Raw genomic sequence first — 24,281 nt, 5'->3', positions numbered from 1 at the left:
TTTCAGTTAGCAGAATCTAACACTTTTTAATATTTAATATCAGTAATCAACATGATTCCTCAGGCAGTTTGTTCTTTAGCCTGATGCCTCTTGAATCACTTTTCCGCCAGCTTGCCATGTTCCTGTACCGTTTCTTATCTGTTCTTGTTCCTTCTTTATTATTTCTCGCGCCAGCCAGGTCTGCCGCCGATGAATATGTCTGGAAAGGGGCGGCGTCTCCCTGGTCGAACTTGTCAAACTGGGCTCTGAACGGAAGCGCGCCGGCGGCTGCTCCCGGCGCGTCGGCCTCCGCCTACACGCATTGGATGGTCACGAACGGGACAGACTCGGCTGGCATGACCAATATAGGCGGGTTGGGGTCCGGAGGACGGTATTTGAAAGGAATCCGGGTGGCGGGAGTTAACAATCAGCCGGGAGGAAAGGTCCAGCTCTTCGTGTTGAATACTTCTTCCGGCGTATATCTGCGCGTGGAGACGGGCGGCATTACCGTGGAAAACACGAGCACGGGCGGTTATAATGCGGATTTCGGGATTGCGCAGCTGCGCGTAGCCGCCGACCAGGAGTGGAATGTGGCAGAAGGCCGCTGTTTTTATGTGGGGCAGGACGATGGAGCTCCCTCCGGAGGATTGTATTCCCTGACTTCTGAAAATGATGCTCCGCGGCGCGTGACGGTGACGGGAGGGGGAGCCGTGCGCATTGGAGAAGGAATGCTGCTGAATAATATTTCCGGCCTCATCGGTTTTGTAATGAATGCCGGGAAGGGAATGCCCACGCTGGACCTGGCGGACCGGGGCATGAGCAATACGATTACGGTGGAAGACGCCGGGCGGCTGGAGGGCATGTCCCTGTACCAGGGCTCCCTGGTGACGCAGGAGAAGGCCTCCGTGACTTTTTCCGGAACCTCTGCCAAGGCGTCCGGCCAATGGAACATCGGCGCGAACACGGAATTTGCGCTGGAAAATTCCACGCTGGACCTGGCGGAAACTGGAGTGGACGGGAATGTGACGCTTTCCGGCTCATCCGGCATTACCGGTGACAAGGGGACGCTGAAACAGACGATTCTGGATGACGCCCGGGTGACTTATACGGACCGGCACGTCAAGGCGGGGGAAATCCGGAACGTGGGCAGGAATGTAACGATTACGCTGAACAACTCCTCCATCCATTTTGACGGGGAGATTCCGGCGGTGGACCTGGTGGTGCAGGGGAGCTGCACGCTGGGCGGCAGCGGCACGTTTCCGGGGACGATCACTTATGCGCCCGGAGGCGCTCTTTCCGTGGAGGGGGACATTTCCCTGCCCAGCTCTTCCCTGACGCTGGGGCGCGTCCATGTATCCGTGCTGGACGGCGTGCCGCAAAAGTCAGCCGTACAGCCGGAGAGCCCCTCCCTGCAGGCGCGGGAATACGTTGTCCTGTTTGATTCCTCTTTTGAAGATCTCATTGCCGCGTGGCCGGGCAGGCATACGCTGGGCGTGCAGTTCAAGCCGGAAACGACCGCCTCCATCACCGTGAAGGAACTGCCGAAAGGGGCGGTTTCATGGAATTATGATGAGGCGGCCAAATTGCTGACGCTTCAGACGGATGTGGCGGAAAAGCCGGCCATGCCGGGGCATGTTTCCGGGGCCAGGCCCAATATCATCTTCGTGCTGGTGGATGACATGGGCTGGGGCGACCTGGAAGAAAACTGGAACCATCAGGACAAGAACGGAAGAACGGTGACGCGGCGCAACAGCTTCAAGACGCCGCAGCTGAATTCCATGGCGACGGAAGGGATGCAATTGCGGCGCCATTACAGCGCCGCGCCCGTTTGCGCTCCGGCCCGCGCCTCCCTGCTGCTGGGGGTGCACCAGGGCCATTCCCGCGTTATCCGCAACAACAGCTTTGATTATCCCATAGAAAACTCCCACACGCTGGCCACGGTGCTGAAAGGCGCCGGGTACCATACGGCGGCTGTCGGCAAATGGGGCATCGGCGGCTACGGGCAGGGGCCGTCCGGCTTGTATGCCCGCCCCAACGAACGCGGATTCGATTACTTTTACGGGATTATGGAGCACCTGACGGGGCACTACCACTACATCACGGAATCCAAGAACATTTACGAATACAATGACGGCGCCTCTTCCCCCGCCTTCGCCAATGTGACGAACAAGGTTCCGGATACGGCTTATGACACGGACCTGTTCGGCGCGCGCGCCAAGCAGTGGATCGTGGACCACCATGCCAAATCGGCCACCCAGCCCTTCTTCCTGTACCTGGCCTTCCCCGCTCCGCACGGTTCCCTGGCGGTGCCCGCGTGCGCCTATCCCCCCAAACCGGGCCTCAAGGGAGGCTTGCAGTGGGTGGCCGGGAATGAGGACGGGTATGAAGCCTCCAACACGGCTACGGCGCAGCGGGCGGCAGCGGCCGGGGTGGAAGGAACCTTCTCCAAGGATACCTACATCCATCCGGACAATGAGGGAATCAATGACGCCTCCCCCAACCAGACGGAGAAACGCCACGCCACCATGATCAGGCGCGTGGATGATGTGATGGGGGATTTGATTCAAACGCTCAAGGATTTGGGAATTGATGACAACACGATGATCGTCTTTACCTCCGACAACGGACCTCATAATGAAAGCGGTTCGGACGGGCAGCACCAGCGGGGGGCGCAGAATCCCGCCTTCTTCCAAAGCTACGGCATGATGGACGGCATCAAGCGCGACTGCTGGGAGGGCGGCATGCGCGTGCCCACCCTGGTGCGCTGGCCCGGCGTGATTCCTGCCAACGGCATCAGCCTGAATGCCTGCCAGTTCCATGACTGGATGGCTACCTTTGCGGATGCGGCGGGCGTGGCGGTTCCTGCGCGTTGCGACGGCGTTTCCCTGCTGCCGACGCTGGCCGGCGTTCCGGAACGCCAGAAGGAGAGCCTGATTTATTCCGAATATAACTATGGCGGCAATGGCGCCTCCTATCAGGACTTCCTGTCGCACCACAAAAGCTCTCCCCGCGGTTTGCAGCAGGTCGTGTTTGTGGATGGCCTTAAAGGCGTGCGTTTCAACATTTCCGGGACGGATCAGGACTTCCAGATTTATGATACTGAAAAAGACCCGCAGGAAGCTTCCAATCTCGCCTCCTCCCGTCCGGACTTGCAGGCGAAGATGAAGGCCCGGGCCTTGTCTGTGCGGCGCTCCCTGCCTTCCACGAATGGAACTCTGAATGCCGGTGACGTGCCCGCTGCAACGGCTCCGGCCAATCTCCGGCAAGGTCTGAAGATGCGCTACTGGAACCGTGGTTTTGACTGGGTGCCCGACTTCCGCCAGATGGAAGAGGCTCCCTCTGTCACAGGCGCTGTGTCTTCTCTCAGCGTGAATGCCGGTTCCGCCGCTCAAAAGGGGGTGGAACTCACGGGCTACCTTACCGTTCCCGTTACAGGGGAGTACAAATTCTACCTTCAGACGGATTCCAACGCGGGATCCAAAGCCTTCGTACACCTGCACGGCATGCAGCTCATTGATGCCGACTACGCCTATACGCCGGGCACGGAAGCCAACTCCAATGCCCGGCAGGGTTCGGAAGTCACGCCCAATGCGGTACAGGCCGTCCGGCTTGCGGCGGGGGTGCATCCCATCCGCATCGGTTATGTGGGCCACGCCTCCGGCTCTGCCCTCACCATGCAATGGGAGGGGCCGGGAATAAGCAAGCAGGAGATTCCCGCCAGCGCCTTCAGCTATGAATACGTAAACCCCGTCAATATTGACAAAACGGAGGAAACCGTAGGGTTTGCCGCTGCCTCCACCACGCTGACCGTGCAGACGCAGCTTCCATGGACGGCCTCCTGTGACCAGGCCTGCGTCACGATCCGGCCGGCTTCAGGCTCCGGAACTGCCACGCTGGACATTCAAATGGAAGCCAACGCCCAGCAAACGGAACGGGTGGCCGTGGTTACCGTCCAGTGCGGCGGCGAGGAAAGAACGTTCACGCTGACCCAGTCCGCGGCTCCGGCCCCGGCAGGGTACGATAAGTGGAAAAAGGACAACTTCGGGGACGGAACGCCGGAGGACCAGATGGCTCCGGATGCCTGTCCCGCCGGAGACGGGGTCACCAACCTGATGAAGTATGCAACGGGCCTGGACCCCAACAAACCGTGCGGAAGCGTGACGGGGCTGGCGATCCGGGAGGAAGGGGGCAAAAAATACCTCGTGCTTTCCTGGCCGGTAAATCCGGAAGCGGCGGATGTGGCGTTCAGTGTGGAAAGTTCGTCCGACTTGAAGGAATGGTCCGATGAAGGAATAGTCACTCCGGCCGGTGTCCGCGGGGAATTCCGTGATACGGCGGCTCTGGAGGAAAGCGCCCCGGCACGCCGGTTCCTGAGGTTGAAGGTGACGAGGTAAGGAAGAAATAAATTCCACCCCGTTTCCCGGTAACGGTTCCTCTGGGAACAAGGGCCTCCCGGCCCTTGTATCTGTTACAGAATTTCCCCTGAAGAAATCATCCTGCCAATTCCACTTCGCCGTTTTGCCTGTCCGTAAACACGGCACGGCGATTGCCTCCGTGCTTTTAGCCGGAAAAAGAAATCCTTGTCTTGCAAAAAGACAAGGAGGATTTTTTACTGTTCAGCAGGGTTTTATTCCTCGCCGTTTTCCGGATCGGCCGGAGGGGCTTTGGGAAGGTTTTTATCAATGTCTTCCAGGAGGTTGACCAGGTCAACGCCGCGCTGGGCGGAGTCGTCCAGCCGGAACGACAGGCGCGGCGTGTTGCGCAGCACCACGCGCTTGGCTACGGCGGACTGGATGAGGCCATGCCTGGAGTTCAGTTTTTCCAGCACCTGGGCGGGGGACATTTTTCCTACGACGCCTACCCATACTTTTCCTTCTTTCAAGTCGTCCGTCACTTCCACTTCAATAACGGTGACAATCGTTCCGGGGAATTCAAAGTCCCGCTGGATGGTGGTGCCTATTTCACGGCGGAGGAGTTCATTTACCTTGTCAGTGCGTCTGCTCATATGAAGGGATAGAGTGATGGATGGACCGATTGGTTCAATCGGAGAAGGAAGAATGGGGGAGAAAGGACAGGGATGGAGCTTCTTTGAACGCCCGGAGAGGCGTGAAAGGGGCGTCCATCCCTGTTATATGGTTCCTGCTTGGGGTTACAGCGTTTGCTGGATTTTTTCCAGCGTGTAGCATTCGATGATGTCGCCTGCCTCGTATTCGTTGAAGTCGCCCAGGCGGATGCCGCATTCCAGGCCGGCCTTGACTTCTTCCACTTCATCCTGGAAGCGGCGCAGGGTGGACATTTTACCGTCAAAGACGGGAGTCTTGTCGCGGATAACGCGCGCTTCACAGCTGCGGAGGATTTTTCCGTCCTCCACCATGCAGCCCGCCGCGCGGCCCTTGTTGAGTTTGAAGACCTGGAGCACTTTGGCGTGGCCGATGATGGTTTCACGCGTTTCCGGTTCCAGAAGACCCAGCATGGCATCCCTCACCTGGTCGATGAGTTCGTAAACGATGGAGTAAAGCTTCACCTGCACGCCTTCCCGCTTGAGCAGTTTCACGGCGTTGGCTTCCACCTTGACGTTGAAGCCCAGGATGACGGCGTCCGAGGAGGAGGCCAGCAGCACGTCCGATTCCGAGATGGGGCCGGCGGAGGCGTTCAGGAAGACGCATTCCACCTTGTCCGACTGGATGTCCATAATGGCCTTCTTGATGGCTTCCACGGAGCCCTGCACGTCCCCCTTGAGAAGGATCTTGAGCTGGGCTTTCTGGGTGCCGTCGCCCATCATGGCGAGCAGTTCTTCCATGCGGGCCTTGCGGGGCTGGGCCAGGCGCTGCTTGCGCAGTTCCTCCTGGCGTTCTTCGCCCAGCTTCTTGGCGGCGCGTTCGTTTTCCATTTCCACCAGTTCGTCGCCCACGTTCGGGGTTTCGGAAAAGCCGGTAATTTCCACGGGCATGCCGGGCCCCACCTTTTTGACGCGTTCGCCGTGGTCGTTGACCAGGGCGCGCACCTTGCCGGCGTACGGGCCGCAGATGAAGGGCATGCCTACGCGGATGGTGCCGCTTTCCACGATGGCCGTGGCGGAGCTGCCCGTGCCGGGTTCCACGCGGGCCTCAATGATGGAGGCGCGGCAGTTGGCCTTGGGGTTGGCCTGGAGTTCGAGCACTTCCGATTGGAGGACGAGAAGGCCGAGAAGGTCGTCGATGCCGTCGCCGGTCAGGGCGGAGACTTCCACGCATTCCACGTCGCCGCCGAAGTCCGTGGGAACCAGTCCTTCCTCCATCAGGCCGCTCTTGGTCTTGACGGGGTCTGCGGCCGGAAGGTCGCATTTGTTGATGGCCACGATGATGGTTTTGCCGGCCGCCTTGGAGTGGGCGATGGCTTCCCTCGTCTGGGGCATGATGCCGTCATTGGCGGCCACTACCAGTACCACGATGTCCGTCACGTCCGCGCCGCGGGCGCGCATTTCCGTGAAGATGGCGTGTCCCGGGGTATCCAGGAAGGTGAGGGTGCTGCCGTTGTATTCCACCGTATAGGCGCCGATGTGCTGGGTGATGCCCCCGGCTTCCCCCTTGGCTACGCGCGCCTTGCGGATGTAGTCCAGCAGGGAGGTTTTGCCGTGGTCCACATGGCCCATGACGGTGATGATGGGCGTGCGCAGGATGAGGGTGGCCTTGGGTTCTTCCACCACCGGCACGGGTTCCGGTTCCTTGACCGGTTCCTGCTGGGCCTTGACGCCGCCGCCCTTTTCCCGTTTTTCACGGGCGAAGGTGTAGCCGTGCAGGTCGCAGATGGCGCTGACGGCGTCCGCGTCCAGCGGCGTATTCGGGTTGGCGAAGATGCCCATGCCCATCAGGTCCTTGATGATCTGGAAGGGCTTGGCTTGCAGCATGCCTGCCAGCTCGGAGACGGAGACGGGCGGCTTGAGGTTGATGATTTTATCGTCTGCGGAGTCCGTTTCCTGGGGGGCAGGCGCGGCAGATTCTGCGGCGGGTGCGGCCTGGGCAGGGGCGGTAGCCGGCTCGGAGGGAGCGGAGGCGGGCGCTTTTTTCTTGGGGCCGGAAAGCAAGTCGAGAGCTTCTTTCTTGACCGGGGCAGGACGGGATGGCGCCGGTGCGGGTTCCGGCTGGGGTGCGCGTTTCTTTTTGGGAGATCCGCCGATCAGATCCAACACTTCCTTTTTGGGTTCGTTCTCTTCTTGTTTATTAGGCATCTTAATTTAAGTTTGTTAGATATTGAGCGCCGCGCTCAACGGTTATTGGGAGATAAGGTCCCGGGCCTTGTCCAGAATCTGGGCGGCTTCCTCTGCGGGAATGCCCATGCTTTCCGCGATGTCGGAAGCTTCAAATCCGGTGAGGGCCACCAGGTCCGTCCCACCCATGGTCACTAGGCCCATGGCGGTTTCTTCTGGGATTTCCAGTTGTTCGCTGAGGGTCTTTGCGGCGGCCTGGCATTGGCGCATCACTTCCTCGGCCGCGGCCTGGTTCTGGCGTTTTTCCGCTTCCTGGACGTCAAAGACGCGCACCTGGACGTCCCAGCCCATCAGGCGGGAGGTGAGGCGGGCGTTCTGGCCCCTGCGGCCGATGGCCTTGGAGAGGTCCTTGTCGTCCTGGACGATGACGAAGATTTTTTTGGCTTCCTCGTCCACGGTGATTTCCCGCGGTTCCACGGGGCTGAGGGCCTCCCGGACGAAGATGACGGGGTCCTCCGTCCATTCCAGGATGTCCACTTTTTCGTTGTTGAGCTCCCGGACAATGTTTTTGACGCGGGCTCCGCGCATGCCTACGCATGCGCCCACCGGGTCCACCTTGTCGTCATGGCTGATGACGGCCACCTTGGTGCGGTAGCCCGCTTCACGGGCGATGCCGTGGATTTCTACGGTCTGGTCGCCTATTTCCACCACTTCCGATTCAAAGAGGCGGCGCACCAGATTCGGATGGCTGCGGGAGAGGATGACTTCCGGTCCGCGGGCTTCCGTGCGCACTTCCACCACGTAGAAGCGCATGCGGTCGCCGACGCTGTAGTCTTCATTCGGCACGCGTTCGCGGGAGGTCATGACGCCCTCGAATTTGCCGAGGTCCACAAAGATGTCCCCCTTTTCAAAGCGGCGGATGGTGCCCGTCACCAGATCGCCGGCGCGGTCCTTGAACTCGTCGTAAAGCATTTCCTTTTCCGCATCCAGCAGCTTCTGGAGCATGGTCTGGCGGGCAGTCTGTACCGCGATGCGGCCAAAGCCCTTCGGCGTGATGTTGGTGGGCAGCAGGTCGTGCAGGACGGCGTTCCGGTCCAGCTTGACGGCCAGGGAGAGGGGGATTTGGTTGAACTTGTCGGAGTATTCTTCATCCGGCACCACTTCCAGATCCGCAAAGATGCGCACCTTCCCCTTGTCCACGTTGATTTCAGCCCTCAGGTAGTTGATGCTGCCGGAGCCGGGAACCATCTTGCGGTAGGCGGAGAGAAAAGCGGATTCCAGAGCGAGAAGAATTTTTTCACGGGAGAGCCCTTTTTCCCTCTCGTAGTAGTCAATTAAAGCTTTGATATCGTTTGTCATGAGTGTGGAGGAGTGTGATGGATAGACAAAAAAGAGCGGGTCGACAGACCCACTCTCGAGTGTCTCTCGGGGTGTTTGCCTATCTAAGTAAGCATGAGGGGGCGGTCCTGGCAAGAAAAAACGCTTGTTCTATGCGGCATGCAAAAGACTGGGGATGATTCCGGAAGAAGGGTTTTCAGCGGTCCCCTGGAAGGGTGCGGGGCGGGGGTGTTTGAGGGCTTGACGGAGCCGGCAAAAACGGGAAGTATGCGTGCATGAAACTCGTCTCATGGAATGTGAACGGATTGCGGGCGATCCTCGGCAAGGGAATGGGGGACGCCGTGGAGGCGCTGGAGCCGGACGTCCTCTGCCTTCAGGAGATCAAGGCGCGTCCAGAACAGGTGAATGACCTGTGGATTTCCTCCTGGCCGCACCAGCTCTGGAATCCGGCGGAGAAGGCCGGTTATTCCGGCGTGCTGATCCTCAGCCGTGTGCAGCCCCTTTCCACGTCCACCGGAATCGGCTGGCCGGAGCATGACCGGGAGGGGCGCGTGTGCACGATGGAGTTTGAACAGTTTTACCTGGTCAACTGCTATACCCCCAATTCCCAGAACGAGCTGGTGCGCCTCCCGTACCGAGAACAGTGGGATGCTGCGTTCCGCAAGTATGTGGCGGCCTTGGCGGAAACCAAGCCGGTCGTCTTCTGCGGGGATTTGAATGTAGCCCATGAGGAGATCGACATCGCCCGCCCCAGGGAGAACCGTTTTTCCGCCGGGTTCAGCGACCAGGAGCGCGCCGGGTTCACGCTGCTGCTTGAGGCCGGGTTCACGGATACCTTCCGCGCCCTGCATCCGGAGGAACCGGGCTGGTACAGCTGGTGGTCCTACCGCGCAGGCGCCCGCGCCCGGAACGTCGGATGGCGCATTGACTACTTCTGCGTTTCCAATCCGCTGGCTCCCAGGGTGAAGGGCGCCGCCATCCATCCGGACGTGACGGGGTCCGACCATTGCCCCGTCAGCCTGGAAATTGACTGCTGAACGCGGTCTTCCATACGGTTTTCAACTGCAAAAATTCATGATGATGGAACAAGAATTGCCTCTGCTGGTGGTTGCCACGCGCAACGCCCACAAGACCGGGGAAATCCGCGCCATGCTGGCCGGAGAATGGGAAGTGAAGGACCTTTCCGACTACCCCCAGGCTCCGCCCGTGGATGAAACGGGAGTCACGTTTACGGAGAACGCCACGCTCAAGGCGCTTTCCGCCTCCAGGTGCATTCCCGGCGTCCTGCTGGCGGATGATTCCGGGCTGGAGGTGGATGTGCTGGGCGGCCGTCCCGGCGTCTGGTCCTCCTCCTTCGGCGGGGAGGAAGGGAACCACGCGCGGAACAACCTCCGCATGATGGAGGAACTGCGGCGCGCCGGAGTCAAGCCGGGGGACAAGCCCTCCGCACGGTTCCGCTGCGTGATGGTGCTTGCCAGGAATGGCAGCGTGCTGGCGGAGTTTTCCGGTTCCGTGGAAGGCCACATGCTGACGGAACCGGCCGGGGAAGGGGGGTTCGGCTATGATCCGCTGTTTGTCCCGGAAGGCCATGAACTGAGTTTTGCCCAGCTTCCCATGGAGGTGAAGAATTCCATGTCGCACCGCGCCCGGGCTCTGGCGCAGGTGGTGGAATGGATGAAGGAATGCCGGGACTGATGGTTTTTCCGGGCATTTGATGGTGAACTGGCCTTGTTCCCGTATTTTTACGGGGAAGGTCAGTCCAGCCTGAACGCGCAGATCTGGAAGGGGGCCGGAGTTCCGGTATTCAGGAGCTGGTATTTGCCGGTGCGCCAGGAATGGTGCGGCAGGCGGGAAAGGAAATCCTCCACGGCTTCCGCTTCCGCATCCCCGCCTTCGTGGCCGGGATAGCACATGACGCTGAGAAGGCCGTTCGGGGCGATGAGGGCGGCGGCCTGTTCCAGCGCCGCCAGGGTGCAGCCCGTTCTGGTGATCGTTTTTTTATCCCCGCCCGGCAGGTAGCCCAGGTTGAAGACGACGGCCTTCACGGGACCGGTGACCAGTTCCGCCAGGCGGTCATGGCTGGCCAGATGGAGGTGGACGGCGGAGGTGAGCAGCCCTTCTTTCTCCAGACGCTCCCTGGTGGCGCGAATGGCTTCCTCCTGCACGTCAAAGGCGTGCACCTGGCCGGAAGGGCCGGCCAGACGGGCCAGGAAAACCGTGTCGTGTCCGTTGCCTGCCGTAGCGTCCACGACCGTATCCCCGGGCAGGACGACGCGGCTGATCCAGTCATGCGTGCAGGTCATGGGACGGCTGAGCAGGGAACATTTCATGACCGGGTTTTATAGGAGCCGCCCCTGTATGACAATTCGTTTGTAAAAATTCCCGTGCAGGAATGATGACAGGTTGTTTTTCAGCAAGGCGTATGTTAGGAAGAGGCATAAAACCTTGTACATGCCTTTGCATGCGGGGATAAACCACTGACTTTGCAACGAAGATGACTGACAGACGCACTTTTCTAAAAGGGACTGCCGCCGTAGGGGCGCTGGCAGCCATATCGGACATGGATTCCCTGTTCGCCCAGGAGGCCGGAGCTTCGGCAGCTTCCGGCATTCCGGACTTGGTGGCCGTCCGCAACGGAACCCGTGCGGAAATGGTCAGGAAGGCCGTGGATACGCTGGGAGGCATGAAGGCATTCGTCAAGCCGGGCCAGACCGTCGTGATCAAGCCCAACATCGGCTGGAACAAGGCTCCGGAATTCGGCTCCAACACCCATCCTGAAACCGTCGCCACGCTGGTGGAGCTGTGCAAGCAGGCGGGGGCGAAGGAAGTCAGGGTATTCGACCACTGCTGCCACAACGGCGCCTATGAAGGCAGCGGCGTGAAAGAGGCCGTGGAAAAAGCCGGGGGCGTGATGGTGGACGGCGGCAATGAAGGGCAGTACGTGCAGACGGAAAACCCGAAGGCCAAAAAATTCACCTCCGCCAAGGTGCACAAGGCCGTGCTGGAAGCGGACGTTTATATCACCTGCCCCCCGCTCAAGCACCACAGCGGTTCCGAGATGACCGCCTGCATGAAGAACGTGATGGGCACCGTCTGGGACCGTGGAGCCATGCATAAGAACGACCTGCACCAGTGCATCGCGGACGCCGTGTATTTCCGCAAGCCGGACCTGTGCGTGCTGGACGCCTACATGCCCATGGTGCGCAACGGCCCCGTGGGGAAGGACACGAATGACCTGGTGGAGCGCAAAACCCTTCTGGCTTCCCGTGACATCGTAGCCATTGACGCCGCAGGCGCGGCCCTGCTGAACAAGGCCGGAAAGATCCGCCACGTGCAGCTTGGGGAAGAAATGGGGCTGGGCACCGCCGACCTTTCCAAGCTCAATATCCGCCGCATCAGCATGGCCTGACGCGGCGCCCCCTCCTGCGGATGACGCGAAGGGGGCCAACTTTCCGCCTCCGGCGGGTTTAAAATAAATATGTCAGTCATCAAAGCCTTTTTCGTCAGTCCGCTGAAGTGGCTCCGCGTGACGGTGGCCGTCATCTTCTTCCTCGGGATTGCGTACGCTTTCCTGCACCATATCCCCGCGTGGAACGTGCCGAACATGACGGGCGGCGGAGAGGGCATGGAAGACTCCTTTTTCCTGGCTCAGTGGCAATTCATTCCATCCGTGCTCGGGACTCTGGACGGGGTGGCCGTTTCCGCCGTGATTCTGGCGGTTCTGCTGCTGCTTACGCTGCTGTTCGGGAGGGTGTACTGCTCCTTCCTCTGTCCGCTGGGGATTCTCCAGGACATCGTTTTCAGAATCCGCCGCTGGATTGCGCCGAAGCGCTTCTTGAAGTTTGCGCGCCCCGTGCCGTGGGTGCGGTATGTGGTTCTGGTTTTGCTGGCCGCCTGCTGCGTGACGGGACTGGCCGGACTTTCCCTGAACTGGCTGGACCCGTACAGCATTTTCGGGCGCATCATGTATGTGCTGGCGTGGCCTGCCGCCATCTGGAGCAATAACCTGCTGGCGGCTGACAGTTCTTCCGCGGACCTGGTCCGGATGAATTATTTTCCCGTGGCTCTCCCGGCTCTGCTGGCTTCTGCCGGCATGCTCGGCCTGGTGGTCGCCATGAGCGCCTGGAAAGGGCGGTTGTACTGCAATACGGTATGCCCCGTCGGTACTCTGCTGGGGCTGCTTTCCCGCGTTTCCCTCTTCCGGCTGGGCTTTGATCCCGCCTCCTGCAAGAAATGCGGCAAATGCGTCAAATCATGCAAGGCCCAGTGCCTGAACCTCAAGGAATACAAAATAGACGCCTCCCGCTGCGTAGCATGCTATGACTGCGTGCGTTCGTGCAGCGAGGGGGGGATACGCTACCGCTGGTTTGCCAAAACCCGCCGCCTGATTCCCGCCAGGAAGAAAAAAACCGCTCCGGCGCCCGCTCCCGCTTCTTCTGCCGCGGTTCCCTTCATTGCCGGGAGCTCCCGCCGCCAGTTCCTGGGGGCTACGGCGGCCGGCCTGGCTACGGCGGCTCTTTCCGGATGCCGGGGCGACGCCGCCCAGAGGCTGGACCCCACCCAGTGCGTTCTTCCTCCCGGAGCCGGTTCCCTGGAACGTTTTCTGGATGTTTGCACCGGCTGCCAGATGTGCATTGCCAACTGCCCTACCCATGTGCTCCAGCCCGCCTATTTGCAGCTTGGGCTGAAAGGGTTCATGAAGCCCCGGATGGATTTTTCCACCAAGTATTGTCTGTACGACTGCCACCGCTGCGCGGAAGTCTGCCCCACAGGAGCCATTCGCAGGCTGCCCATTACTGCGGAGAGGGATACCGCGGAAATTACGAAGGATACCACGCGCATCGCCGTAGCCCGGTTTTACGTCTGCCGCTGCCTGGTTGCCCGGGAGGACATGGACTGCGGCGCCTGTACGGAGCATTGCCCCACCAAGGCCCTTTATACGGTGCCCTACATCGGGCGGGACGGCCAGGAACACCGCCTGCCCAGGCTGGACCCCTCCCTGTGCATCGGCTGCGGCGCGTGCGAACATGCCTGCCCCGTCACCACGGAACGGCCTGAGGAACGCGCGCGCCTGAATACCTGCAACCTGTGCGAGGAAAAGTGCGAGTTCAAAAAGCGCCGGGAAATGCCGCCCCGCGCGCTCGTCGTCCGCGCCGTGAATCCCCAGCAGAAAGCCGTGAAGAAGTTTGAGGAAAAGGCCGTGGACCCGGTGGGCGATGCGGACTTCCCGTTCTGAATAGGGTCCGTGAAGGCCGGGATGCCTGTTTTGTCCACGCAATGGGCGGCCCCATTCCCCTGTGTTGCCTGATGCTCGCGCTGCCGGGAACAAGGGCCTCCGGGCCCTTGAAAAACCCTTTCATCATGAAAAACTCCGACCATTCTTTTACTTGCATGTGCAGGTAAATCATTGATGGTCAAATTGCGGTAAAAAAGTTAAGTCTATGTGGGAATGGATGGAAAGTGAAATTCTTGAATTCGTGATGGACAGGCTGGCGGATGCCTTCAGCCTATCGCCCCTCTATCCGGAGGAATGGAGCCTGATGCGGTTCATCAATGCTTTTCTATTGGTGTGCGCCGTGGCGTTTCTGCTGGCTGCGGGGGCGCTGGGATGGTCTCCCTTCCTAATTGCGGCGGCTCTTCTGCTGATAGGCTCCATCACCCGGCTGGCTGTGTGGAAGCTGATGGAATGAGGGCTTCCGGCGCCCTCACGCCTTCTTTTCCAGAAACACCGTGGTCATCCCTCCGGCCTCTTTCCGGTACAGTTCCGTATAGCCCAGTTTGAGGTACAGATACAGGGTTTCAGGAGTATCTGCCGAAGTGAACAGAAGGTAGGCGGCTGCCTGTCCGCGGAAGTGTTCTTCCAGGGCAAGCATGAGTTGCTGGCCGATTCCCCTGTTCCGGCGGGCCGGGTCCACAACCAGCTTGCCGACATGGCAGACGTTTTTGCCGTCCAGACAGCCCCTGACGGAGCCGACGATGCGGCTGTTTTCCGTATACTTGAAGAAGACGCTGTTCCGCGCCTCTTCCCGCAAATGTTCCAGGGTTTGTTCCAGAGGCGGGATGCTGGCGAGTCCAAGCCGCTCCGCCACTTCTCCGAAGGCGAGTAATTGAAGCTTCAGGATTGCCGGAAAATCTTCCCGGGACGCTTGCCGGATCATGCCTCCATCATGGTTCCGTAGCAGGACGGAAGCCATGAAAAAAAGCGGAATGTCATTTTTCCGGAGGGTCCGGGACGATGCCTCCCAGCCCGATGCGCATGTTCAGGGGGTGGCGTATGACGGTTGGGCGGCCGATGTATTTTACACAGCAGCTTAAAGTAGCGGGAGAGTGCGGAAAGGAATAGGTGATGAGCTGCGCGGTTTCATCCTCCGGGTCCTTGTTGGACATGATCTGCATGCCCCCTTCCACATGGAAGCCGCTGAAATGCGGATTTCCATGGTGACCCTTCAACTTGAAGGTGGCCCGGAATTCCTTTGCTGAGGGCTTGATGCTGAGGAGGGTGGCCTGAACCTGGAAGGGAGGATAATCTCCGGATGCCCCCGGAACGTCGATCGCCCATTGTTTGCCCGGTTCTGCGGAAATCGTCCGGGCCGGAGTTGTCCGGACCTCTCCGGCCGGCACGCGGAGCTCCCCGGTCAGCAGCCATCCCTTGTCGCCGGGAGGCAGTGAACGGGGAAGAGGGAAAAAAAGCATATTGTAGGTGGAAGTGCCCCATGTGGGGGGATGAACCCGGCAGTGAACGGCTGTTTTTCCGCCGGGGGTGGAAAGGTTGATGTAACTGGCGCCCTGCTGTTCCATATCATTAAGCAGGGCGTGGTTTTTATCCGTATGAATGTAAATGCCGAGGAAGACGGGTTCATGGCCTTCTTTATGGAAAACCCAATTGTATAATTTTACCTGAAGAGCCGGTGACGGTTGTGCGGAGAGGCCGGATTCATGGTTGTTCACCGCTTCCCGGGGAGTGGAAGGCGGAGAGAGGGAAGGGTTCACGGCCAGGTCAATGGGAACATCCAGTGAATGTTTGCGGGGAAGGTAAACGACGCCGAGATTCAATTCACGGGGAAGGGAAGGGGATGGTTTTCCCGCTCCTTCTTCCATTTCATGCAGGCAGGAAATGCTGGTTTTACCATCTTTATGTTCTGTGATTTCCGGCGTATGGGCGCGCCGCAGGCCCGGTATGGGGAGTCCGGAGGAATCCAGAATGGCAAAGCCTTGAATGGAAGCGGAAGAGGGGAATTCCGCCTCGCAGGAGAGGGTGGTCCGCTCTTCGTTGGTTTTCAGCTGAATGGAAGCAGTGTTGCTGGCGGAATCGGCCCGGGCGATGTCGCTGTCCTCCCGGACGTTCGGTTCCGGAAGGTCCAGATAAAAAGTCTGGGGTTCTTCCGCCGGTTTGACCGTTTGCTTCAGCATCAGCCGCTGCGGTTCCGGGCAGAACTGGACGGTCCAGGTCCCGCGGATGCGCAGCCATTCCGATTGAGGGGCCGGAAGCTCCCTGAATCCGCAGGAGAATTGCAGGGTTTTGTAGGGTGAACCGGGAGAGGATGATGAGTGGGACCCGGTGACATGGGAAGGATTGAGCTTGCCGGGCGTTCCCCATGGCTGATAGGGATTGCAGGGTATTTCTTTTCCGGTGGAATCCTGCATGGCCAGGCGCGTGAGCTGCCCTTCCCTGGAAGAAGGAATGACGAAGGTTCCTTTGCCTTGCAGCATGATGGAGATTCCGAGATGGACATGGCCGGGTTCGTCCATATAGGAAATGCGCCAATCATCCAGGACGGCGGTAAAACGGGGTTGGTCCGCGGATGGAGGCCGGGCGGCGGCCGCCAGGGGGGCCAGCAAGGCGGCTAAAGCAAGAATGCGGGGGAAAACCATTTGATTTTAATTGGGGAAATGCCTTAAAGGGAAAGTTTTTGAATAACATATTCTTCGTTTACGGCAAGATAAAACACTGATGCCCGATTTTCCTTGATGATGCGGAAGTTGATACGCTAGAGTAAAAGAACCATGTTGCAGGCGGACGGCATTACATATGAAATAGAAACACCGGATGGTCCTTTGAAATTATTGGACAATGTTAGTTTTAATGTGCCTCGCGGGCATTTTATGGCTGTTGTTGGCCCTTCCGGTTGTGGAAAGACCACCTTGTTAAAGGCGATTGCGGGCATGATTGCGGAAACGGACGGACGTTTTTTCTGGAACGGCCATGATTTGGCGGAAGAGGACTTCGAGCCGTCGGAAATCGGGTTCGTTCCCCAGTTCAGCATTGCCTATGACCAGTTGAGCGTGGATGAGAACGTGGAGAGCGCCGCCAGGCTCCGCTGCCGGTTCGATTCCGTGGACGATTTGGACGACAGCATTGACAATGCCCTGGAGGTAACGGGGATGGAGGGGATTGCGGACCGGGATGTGAAGATTCTTTCCGGCGGCCAGAAGCGCCGCCTGGCGCTGGCCATGGAGCTGGTGTCCAATCCGCGCCTGCTGATTTGCGATGAGGTGACGTCCGGCCTGGACCCGAGGTCCGAGCACGATATTGTGGACCTCCTGCATGAAATCTCCCGTTCGGAAGGCCGCATCGTCATTTCCGTCACGCACAGCCTTTCCCACCTGGACATGTATGATTCCATCCTGGTCATGCACCAGGGCTGCGTGGCCTATCACGGTTCTCCGAAGACGATGCTGCATTACTTCGGCGTTTCCTCGCTGGAAGAGATTTATCCGAAGCTCCAGGACCGTGAAGGCCCCTCCTGGTGCCGTTCGTGGGGCAAGCACCGGGATTCCTATTATTCCCGCCTGGAACAGGAAAGGGAGAAGAAGATTCTTTCCGGAGAATTGCCGGACCCTGATGCCGTCCGCAGCAACGTGGAGGCGGAGAAGGCTCCCGAGGAACCCGGAACGGAAAAGGGGGACGCCGTGCGGAGCGATTCCGGGGAAACTGCGCCTGCGGAAGGGAACGGGAATTCCCCGGAGGCCGCGGCGGAAGCCATTCCGGAGGTTCCGGGATTCTTCACGCAGTTCTTCTGCCTGCTGGGACGGCGCTGGCGCATCTTTTTCCGCGACCGTTCCCAGTTGGTTCTTCAACTGGTGATGGTGCTGCTGTTCCCGGTGCTGGTAGCCATGTTCACGGACAAGGGGACCGGGCAGATCGTGGGCCTTTCCGCCACGCAGGACGTCCAGACCATCCAGAAGGACATGGAAGCCCAGCAGTTGAACATGAAGACGGGTTCCGCCGTCTCCGGCATCATCATGTTCGAGGTGATTCTGCTGGGCCTGATGGGTTCCAACAACGCCGCCCGGGAGGTGGCCGGAGAACGGGCCATCATGGAAAAGGAGAAATACGCGGGAATGAGGCCCTCCGCGTACCTGGGGAGCAAGCTGGCCTACTTGAGCGTTCTGGTGCTGGTGCAGTCCGTCTGGATGTTCGCCTTTGTGGACTTCTTCTGGGACCGCGGCGGGGGCCTGACGCACCTGCTGTTCCTGATTCTGGCGGATGCCGCCATGACCTTTGTATGCCTGGGCATTTCCTCCCTGGCCCGGAGTGCGGACCAGGCCTCCCTCCTGAGCATTTACCTGGTGGGCTTCCAGCTTCCCCTTTCCGGAGCGGTGCTGGCCCTTCCGGAACAGGTGGAGGGCTTCATACGGCCCTTCATTTCCGCATACTGGGCGTGGTCCGGCAGCATCTCCGCCCTGAAATCTGACGTGTACAACGCCGTCAAGAATGTGCTGGATACGGACCTGACGCCCGCGCTGACCTGTTACATTGTTCTGGGCGTGCATGTTGCATGCGGCATTGCGGCTTCCTACGCGGGAATCCGCCGCTCGCGCTGGGAGCTGTAATTTAATGCGTGCACTTGCACGGAGTTCGTTATATACTTTTTCCATCAAAAGTTATGGCGAGACGACGTGCAGCAAAAAAGAAGAGTTCCTCATCATCCACGCCGATGCTGATGGCCGGCGCGGCTGTTCTTGTGCTGGCCGTCATCGTGGGGTTTGTCGTGTTCCGTGCCAGGGAGAAGCCGCAGGCGGGGTCGGATATTCCGCTGGATATCCTGGCGGCGAACGCCTCCCAGCTTTCCAATAACAACTATGCGCTGGACGGAACGGTGATCGACCGTTTTCCGCGCGGCGAGTCCGAGCTGATTTCCTTTTTGTACAGGGACGCTTCCGGTCGTGAGTACATTATTCCCGTCTGTGTTTCTGCGGAAGCCAGGAACGGACTGAACATCAACCGGGACCAGCAATACAGAATAGAGTTCCGGGTGGAAGACGTCAATCCGAAGGTGCGCGGCGTATGCGTAGCCACATCCATTCAGCCTAAATGAACAACCTTCCCCGCCCCATGAAAAGCTGCTTTCTCCTGACCCTGGCCTGCGCGGTTCCCGCATTGGGGCAGATGATGTACAATCCCCCCGCTTCCGGCGGCGGTGCGCCTGCCGCGCCCCCTTCCTCCCCGCCTGCCGCGCAGCCGAATGCCTACCAGCCTTCCCGGCAGGGAGATGCCAAGTCCCTGTACGGCAATGAAATTCCTTTCCTGAATCCCCAGGACGGCACCGTGACCATCAACGGAACAACGCTGAACATGGGCAGTTTCCGGGAAATTGAGGCGCGCTTCAATAAGTACCTGAGCCAGCCGGAGGAAAGCACGGAGGATGCGAAGGAGTACCAGAAGATTTTTGAAAAGCTTCATGAGACGCTTTCCATGCGCAAGGAAAAGCTGATGGCGGACAACGTGGTGCGGCAGGTGGTGGACCTGCTGACCGCCGCTTCCAGCAATCCGCTGGACGGTGGCGTTTCCGATGCCCTCTGCCAGGCTATCTACACCGCATGGCAGGCCAAGAGCAATGGAAAGAACAAGGGGAAGATGCTTGAAGCGATGGAGAGGGAAATACGCAGCAATGCCCAGAAAATGAGCCTCATGGAGAGCGGCGTGACCACCAGCTCCGGCTCTCCCTCCAACCAGAAGGGCGGGAAAAAGGGCACTTCTGCCAATAATCCGGCCAAGAACAACCCACGCTACAAGTACCTGGAAAAGCGCATGGTGGAAATGGAGGCCCGCAAGCTGAAGCTGGAGAGTGAACAGGTGCTGACGGTGACGGAAGCGAAGATCGTTTTCCAGTCCACGCTGGTTCAGTTGTTCGCGCAGCGGCGCTTCGACCATGTTTCCATAGGCTGCGGCATTTACAGCCGCCTGTTCAATGACGGGGATACCAAGCTGCGGCTGGACAAGAATTCGGACGCCGCCAAGATGTTCAGCGGAACGCTGGGCACCCCGCCCACCGTCGCCATTCTGGACAACCTTTCCCGGGAGCTGGCCCGTGATTCCGACCGCCACATGAAGGCCGTGAACAACCTGGTTGATTCCCATCATTACGTGGATGCCCTGGAACGGTTGAATGAGGCGCTGCTGATCGGGGAGTTCATGCCCGCCGTGAACACGTTCCCGTATGAAAAGAAGCAGAAGCTGTACGCCTTCAAGCGGGACGTGGAAAAGCTGTTTGAGCTGATGAACGGCAAGGATTACGAGGAAGCCCTCACCCTGGTGGAAAACCTCAAGAAGACCTCCCGGGATTTCAGCACGGGCCGTGCGGAATCCGCCATCAGCGCTGCCGTGTTCGCCAGTGACGCCTATATCGCCCAGGGCCAGGAAGCCCTCGCCAGAGGTGACCGGGCCAAGCTGGAGGAATGCCTGAAGAGCGCCATTGAAATCTGGCCCAAGAACCCCCGCCTTCTTCCGCTGCGGAACGCCATGATGGCCGCCGGTCAGCAGTCCCACGCGCTGGAGGACTTCAAGCGCTTCCACAAGAATAAGAATTACCGCCGCATCTTTGACAACCAGCATGAATTCGCCGTTCTGGTGAAGGATGATCCGGAACTCCAGAAGCAGTTTGTGGAGGACCTTGGCAAGATGGCCGTTATTGAACGGGCTCTGGGCGCGGCGCGCCAGCGCGAAGCCATGCAGGACGTGTACGGCGCCTGGGAGGAACTCCAGCAGCTCCGTTCCAAGGACCAGGAGCTGTTCATCAATGACCAGGAATTGAACGCCCAGTATCTGGACCTGACGACGAAGGCGAGTACCCTGGTGAACCTGCTGAATGATGCGGAAAAGTGCAGGAACGCGGGAGAAGTGGGTTCCGCCCTGGGCAAGTACATGGAGGCCAAGAAGCTGTACCTGTATTCCCGCTTTGCCAAGGAAGGCATCGAATCCCTGTTGAACGAGGTTCTTCCGCTGAACTAGGGAAGTTTTCCGTTCAGCGGTGCGGCTGCGGAGACGGAGTATTTGCTTTTTTTCCGGAGCGGCGCCGTTATGCTACGGCCCATGAAGGCAGTATACCTGTGTTTGTGCATGCTGGCGGCGTTCTGTTTTTCGGCCGCGGCTCTTCCCGCGGATTGCAGCCAGGTGATTGTGGGTTCCGCGGACGGCTGGAACAGCTCCCATGTGCAATTGAGCCTTCTGGAGAAGGGGCCGCGCGGCTGGGTGATGGTGAAAGGTCCGTTTCCGGCGCGTCTGGGAAAGGCCGGTCTGGTGTGGGGCAGGGGCGTCAGCATGCCTCCCTCCGGCGGTCCGGTGAAGAAGGAGGGGGACTTGCGCTCTCCCGCCGGCATCTTTGAGCTGGGGGGCGTGTATGGCACCGTTCCCGTTCCGCAGAAGAAGCGTTCCATGCCGTACCGCCGCATCACGCCGCGGGACATGTGGGTGGATGATCCCGCTTCTCCGCTGTACAACCAGCACTTCGTGCTGAAGCATGACCCCGTCACGCCGTGGGAGTTCAAGCAGCAGATGAAGCTGAACGATTACGCCCACAGCCTGAAACTGTTCATCCGGCATAATGCCGCATCCGGACGGGAAAAACCCGTGCCGGGGGCCGGTTCCTCCATCTTCTTCCATATCTGGCGCAGGGATGGGGGAGCTCCCACGGCGGGGTGCACCGCCATGAGCGAGGAAAATTTGAGAGCCATGATCGCATGGCTGGACCCCTCCCGGCATCCCCTTTACATCCTGTTGCCCGCCAAGGAATACCTGCGCCTGCGCGGAGCCTGGGGATTGCCGTGACGGTCATGGTCCTTTTCTCATTCCGTCGCCGGGAAGGGGGACACGGGGCTTCAAGTTTTTCCAGTCCGTGGCGGCATAGGCGCAAGCGTGTGGGCTGCATGGTTTTGCACGTTTTTGACCGGGGCGAGGCCGAAGGTTTTCCGGAAAGAGAAGGCGGAGGGCGAAAGAGGATTTTGTGAAAGAGGGATAAAACGCGTCGTCCTGTAAACGCAAGAAGCCGGCCTTTTTCCAAAGGCCGGCTTCTGCATGATAAAACGGTTATTGTTCCTGGGCCTGGGGAGCGGAAGCTTCCGGCTGGAGCAGGGGAGTGGAGGTTTCCTTCACTTCCTCCATGGAAACTTGTTCTTCCTGGGGCTCGCGGGTTTCGCGGGGCTGCCGGGACTGTTCCTGGCGTTCATTGGCGCCGCTGACCAGCAGGTTCCTGCCCATGAAGGGCTGGTTGTGGAGGATGTCCACGGAACGGACGGCATCTTCCATCTTCTTCATTTCCACAAAGGCATAGCCCTTGGACTTGTGGGTGCGGGGGTTGTAAATGATTTCCACGGAGCTGACTTCCCCGATGCCCTTGAATACGTCTTCAAGGTCGCTTTCCGTCGCTTCATAGGAAAGGTTGCCCACGTAAAGCCTGCGGTTGGAGACGGGCTGCTTGGGAGCGGAAACGCGCTCCTGCCTGTTGCGGGCCACGCGGGTATTGGTTTTGGCGGCGGCTTTATCCCTGGCGGCGGGTTTGTTGTTCTTGGCCGGGCGGATGCCGAAGAGGCCCAGGAAACGCTGCCACAAGGAGAGTTTGGCAGGTGCTTCTTTTTTATACTTGGGACGGTAGCCGCTGGAATCCCGGCGGTCATTGCCATAGGAGCGTCCGCCCTTGTTATAGCGGCGACGGGCTCCCTGGCCCTGTCTTCCCTGTGTGTTGTGCTGTGACATACTTATATTCTAAGTTGATGATTATGTTGGTGTCATGCCGGATTTATCGCTGTACGCAGTAAGTTCCATCCGGAAAATCGCCGGGACGTTCCGCTACCATGAGAAAAGCCAGGAGTAAGGATGCCCCGTGCCCCGATCAACGGTCCATGCGTGGTCTGATAGGGGGGCGATCAGGCTAGGTGCGGTACCAGTCCGGTCGATTGACGCGTATACCAATGCACAGGGAGCCGGATTCTTGCAAGCCGGTATACCGTCATTTTGGGCTTTCCGCCCGTCCGGAGACAGGAAGACCGTCCGGAAGGGCGCATTATTCCGGGCGGAAAGCGGCAGGGTGAGCATGCAACTTGACAAAAAGACCGGGACAGCGCACTTTAAGTGCCGACTAACTTACACTCTCTCGATGCTGATTCAAAATGCAGACCGTACTACCTACGGGATCAATAAAATTGTCGTTTCCATCCTCGCATTCGTCATCTTCTTCGTTGTCGGGTTCGTTTCGTGGCAATGGATGGGGGTGGCTCCGGAACCGTGGCGGCTGCGCACGCTGGTGCTGACGCCGCTGACGATGTCCCTGCTGCTGTATGTCTGCTGTGACCAGCTGGGCGTTTACTACCGGTGCATGACGCTGGGCGGAAGCATCCGGCGGTTTGTCATGGCGTACGCCTGTTTTGTGGTGTTGAGCATAGTGACGTGGAAGTACTTTGTTCCCTTTTCCGCGAACATTATTGTCCAGACCCTGGCCTATCTGCTCACGTTCCTGGGCGCCCTCTGGCTGCGCATCAGCCGGTTCCGGGCGGAAAAGAGGCTGGTGGAGGAGGCCCCCACGCTGGTGGTGGGCATTCCGGACCATGTGAAGGAGTTCCGCAAGATGCTGGAAAGCGACCATGTGGACTTCAAGGATGAACTGCTGGTGATGGCTCCGGAAGAGGTGGACCGCGCGGAAGTCAGGAATTTGCTGATCAAGGGCTGCATCAGCAAGGTGGTGTTTCTTCCGGAGGAGGTGGACTCCGCCGTGGCGCGGTGCCTGGTGGAGCTGTGCGGCAAGATGGGAGTGGATTTTTACGCGAGCATGGTAGTGAGCATGCCCGACGTGCATAAAACCTATTTTGGCGTGCTGGGAGGAACCAGAATGCTGGTGTACAAGTCCACCCCCATTCCCTACACCACCTCCTGGCAGTTGAAAAAGATACTGGACTGGGTGGGCGCGCTCCTGCTTCTGGTGGGCACGTTCCCCCTGTGGGTGCTGGCGGCCGTAGGCATCAAGCTGTCTGACCGCGGTCCCGTCTTCTACCGCCAGAAGCGTTCCGGCCTGTATGGCCGGGAATTCGGCATGTGGAAATTCCGCACCATGTACCGGGATGCGGACAAGAGGCTGGATGAGGTGAAGGCCAGTTACGGCAACGACATGAACGGCCCCATCTTCAAGCTGGAGCATGACCCTCGCATCTTCCCCTTCGGCCGCTTCCTGCGCAAATTCAGCATAGACGAACTTCCCCAGCTCATCAACGTGCTGAAAGGGGAAATGAGCCTGGTGGGGCCGCGGCCGCTCCCTGTTTATGAGACGGAGGCCTTTACCAGTGACGCCCACCGCCGCAGGCTGAGCGTTTTGCCCGGGGTGACGGGGTACTGGCAGATAGCCGGGCGCAGCAACATCCGGGAATTTGAAAAACTGGTGGAGCTGGACATGGAGTACATTGACAACTGGTCCCTGTGGCTGGATGTCAAACTGCTCCTGAAAACTGTCCCGGCGGTACTGTTCGCCCGCGGGGCGAAGTGACGCTCCGCCTTTCCCCGCATCCCTGAAAT

At 59.4% G+C, this 24,281-nt stretch carries 18 protein-coding genes; 11 read left to right on the top strand and 7 right to left on the bottom strand.

Annotated features, from left to right (window positions below; all coding sequences use genetic code 11):
* Positions 1-335: 335 nt before the first annotated feature.
* Entirely contained in the window at positions 336-4,373 is a 4,038-nt protein-coding gene (locus M8N44_RS09360) for a sulfatase-like hydrolase/transferase (RefSeq protein WP_180975214.1), read from the top strand.
* A 233-nt stretch (positions 4,374-4,606) separates the two neighbouring features.
* Here M8N44_RS09360 and rbfA read toward each other — a convergent pair whose 3' ends face one another.
* The 3 genes from rbfA to nusA all read right to left on the bottom strand — a co-directional run bounded on the left by rbfA (position 4,607) and on the right by nusA (position 8,524).
* A complete protein-coding gene (rbfA, locus tag M8N44_RS09355) occupies positions 4,607-4,984 on the bottom strand; it encodes a 30S ribosome-binding factor RbfA (RefSeq protein ID WP_102721122.1) in 378 nt (125 codons plus the stop codon).
* Positions 4,985-5,128: 144 nt separating this feature from the next.
* Positions 5,129-7,186 carry a translation initiation factor IF-2 gene (gene infB / locus M8N44_RS09350; protein ID WP_102728597.1) on the bottom strand — a complete coding sequence of 686 codons (2,058 nt, stop codon included), beginning with the start codon at positions 7,184-7,186 and terminating at the stop codon, positions 5,129-5,131.
* A 42-nt stretch (positions 7,187-7,228) separates the two neighbouring features.
* The gene (gene nusA, locus M8N44_RS09345; RefSeq protein ID WP_022396916.1) at positions 7,229-8,524 is read right to left on the bottom strand and encodes a transcription termination factor NusA; all 1,296 of its coding nucleotides are present in this window, start codon (positions 8,522-8,524) and stop codon (positions 7,229-7,231) included.
* A 254-nt stretch (positions 8,525-8,778) separates the two neighbouring features.
* Here nusA and M8N44_RS09340 point away from each other — a divergent pair, with 254 nt between their 5' ends.
* Together M8N44_RS09340 and M8N44_RS09335 are read left to right on the top strand one after the other, a co-directional pair.
* Complete coding sequence (locus M8N44_RS09340) at positions 8,779-9,540, top strand: exodeoxyribonuclease III (protein WP_022396915.1); 762 nt, start codon at positions 8,779-8,781, stop codon at positions 9,538-9,540.
* A 37-nt stretch (positions 9,541-9,577) separates the two neighbouring features.
* Complete coding sequence (locus M8N44_RS09335) at positions 9,578-10,198, top strand: non-canonical purine NTP pyrophosphatase (protein ID WP_102728598.1); 621 nt, start codon at positions 9,578-9,580, stop codon at positions 10,196-10,198.
* A gap of 59 nt (positions 10,199-10,257) precedes the next feature.
* On the opposite strand, the gene mnmM is transcribed toward M8N44_RS09335, so the two are convergent.
* Positions 10,258-10,833 carry a tRNA 5-(aminomethyl)-2-thiouridylate-methyltransferase MnmM gene (mnmM, locus tag M8N44_RS09330; protein ID WP_102728599.1) on the bottom strand — a complete coding sequence of 192 codons (576 nt, stop codon included), beginning with the start codon at positions 10,831-10,833 and terminating at the stop codon, positions 10,258-10,260.
* 164 nt (positions 10,834-10,997) lie between these two features.
* On the opposite strand from mnmM, the gene M8N44_RS09325 reads away from it, so the two are divergent.
* The 3 genes from M8N44_RS09325 to M8N44_RS09315 all read left to right on the top strand — a co-directional run bounded on the left by M8N44_RS09325 (position 10,998) and on the right by M8N44_RS09315 (position 14,193).
* Positions 10,998-11,912, top strand: coding sequence for a DUF362 domain-containing protein (locus M8N44_RS09325; protein WP_022396912.1), 915 nt, complete (start codon positions 10,998-11,000; stop codon positions 11,910-11,912).
* A gap of 69 nt (positions 11,913-11,981) precedes the next feature.
* Positions 11,982-13,739, top strand: coding sequence for a 4Fe-4S binding protein (locus M8N44_RS09320; RefSeq protein WP_102728600.1), 1,758 nt, complete (start codon positions 11,982-11,984; stop codon positions 13,737-13,739).
* 217 nt (positions 13,740-13,956) lie between these two features.
* Positions 13,957-14,193 (top strand): hypothetical protein, encoded by a 237-nt coding sequence (locus tag M8N44_RS09315; RefSeq protein WP_146021142.1) that lies wholly within the window; start codon positions 13,957-13,959, stop codon positions 14,191-14,193.
* Positions 14,194-14,208: 15 nt separating this feature from the next.
* Here M8N44_RS09315 and M8N44_RS09310 read toward each other — a convergent pair whose 3' ends face one another.
* Positions 14,209-14,661, bottom strand: a complete 453-nt coding sequence (locus M8N44_RS09310) for a GNAT family N-acetyltransferase (RefSeq protein WP_180971116.1) — start codon at positions 14,659-14,661, stop codon at positions 14,209-14,211.
* Positions 14,662-14,713: 52 nt separating this feature from the next.
* Positions 14,714-16,375: a hypothetical protein gene (locus M8N44_RS09305; RefSeq protein ID WP_102728602.1), complete on the bottom strand. Its 1,662-nt coding sequence runs from the start codon at positions 16,373-16,375 to the stop codon at positions 14,714-14,716.
* 132 nt (positions 16,376-16,507) lie between these two features.
* Between M8N44_RS09305 and M8N44_RS09300 the strand changes: the two genes are divergently transcribed.
* The 4 genes from M8N44_RS09300 to M8N44_RS09285 all read left to right on the top strand — a co-directional run bounded on the left by M8N44_RS09300 (position 16,508) and on the right by M8N44_RS09285 (position 21,551).
* On the top strand, positions 16,508-18,337 hold the full coding sequence (locus M8N44_RS09300; protein WP_022396907.1) for an ABC transporter ATP-binding protein/permease: 1,830 nt from the start codon (positions 16,508-16,510) through the stop codon (positions 18,335-18,337).
* 53 nt (positions 18,338-18,390) lie between these two features.
* On the top strand, positions 18,391-18,822 hold the full coding sequence (locus tag M8N44_RS09295; RefSeq protein WP_146018274.1) for a hypothetical protein: 432 nt from the start codon (positions 18,391-18,393) through the stop codon (positions 18,820-18,822).
* The gene (locus M8N44_RS09290; protein ID WP_022396905.1) at positions 18,819-20,735 is read left to right on the top strand and encodes a hypothetical protein; all 1,917 of its coding nucleotides are present in this window, start codon (positions 18,819-18,821) and stop codon (positions 20,733-20,735) included. The genes M8N44_RS09295 and M8N44_RS09290 overlap by 4 nt, the downstream gene beginning before the upstream one ends.
* An 81-nt stretch (positions 20,736-20,816) precedes the next feature.
* Positions 20,817-21,551, top strand: a complete 735-nt coding sequence (locus tag M8N44_RS09285; protein WP_180973044.1) for a L,D-transpeptidase family protein — start codon at positions 20,817-20,819, stop codon at positions 21,549-21,551.
* A gap of 258 nt (positions 21,552-21,809) precedes the next feature.
* Here M8N44_RS09285 and M8N44_RS09280 read toward each other — a convergent pair whose 3' ends face one another.
* Positions 21,810-22,475 (bottom strand): RNA-binding protein, encoded by a 666-nt coding sequence (locus M8N44_RS09280; RefSeq protein ID WP_022396903.1) that lies wholly within the window; start codon positions 22,473-22,475, stop codon positions 21,810-21,812.
* A gap of 400 nt (positions 22,476-22,875) precedes the next feature.
* Here M8N44_RS09280 and M8N44_RS09275 point away from each other — a divergent pair, with 400 nt between their 5' ends.
* The gene (locus M8N44_RS09275; RefSeq protein WP_102728603.1) at positions 22,876-24,252 is read left to right on the top strand and encodes a sugar transferase; all 1,377 of its coding nucleotides are present in this window, start codon (positions 22,876-22,878) and stop codon (positions 24,250-24,252) included.
* Positions 24,253-24,281: the final 29 nt, after the last annotated feature.

Origin of the sequence: Akkermansia massiliensis (genome assembly GCF_023516715.1) — a bacterium.
GTDB lineage: Bacteria > Verrucomicrobiota > Verrucomicrobiia > Verrucomicrobiales > Akkermansiaceae > Akkermansia > Akkermansia massiliensis.
The sequence above is the reverse complement of the archived record's forward strand: the minus strand, read 5'-3'. Positions and strand labels throughout refer to the sequence as shown.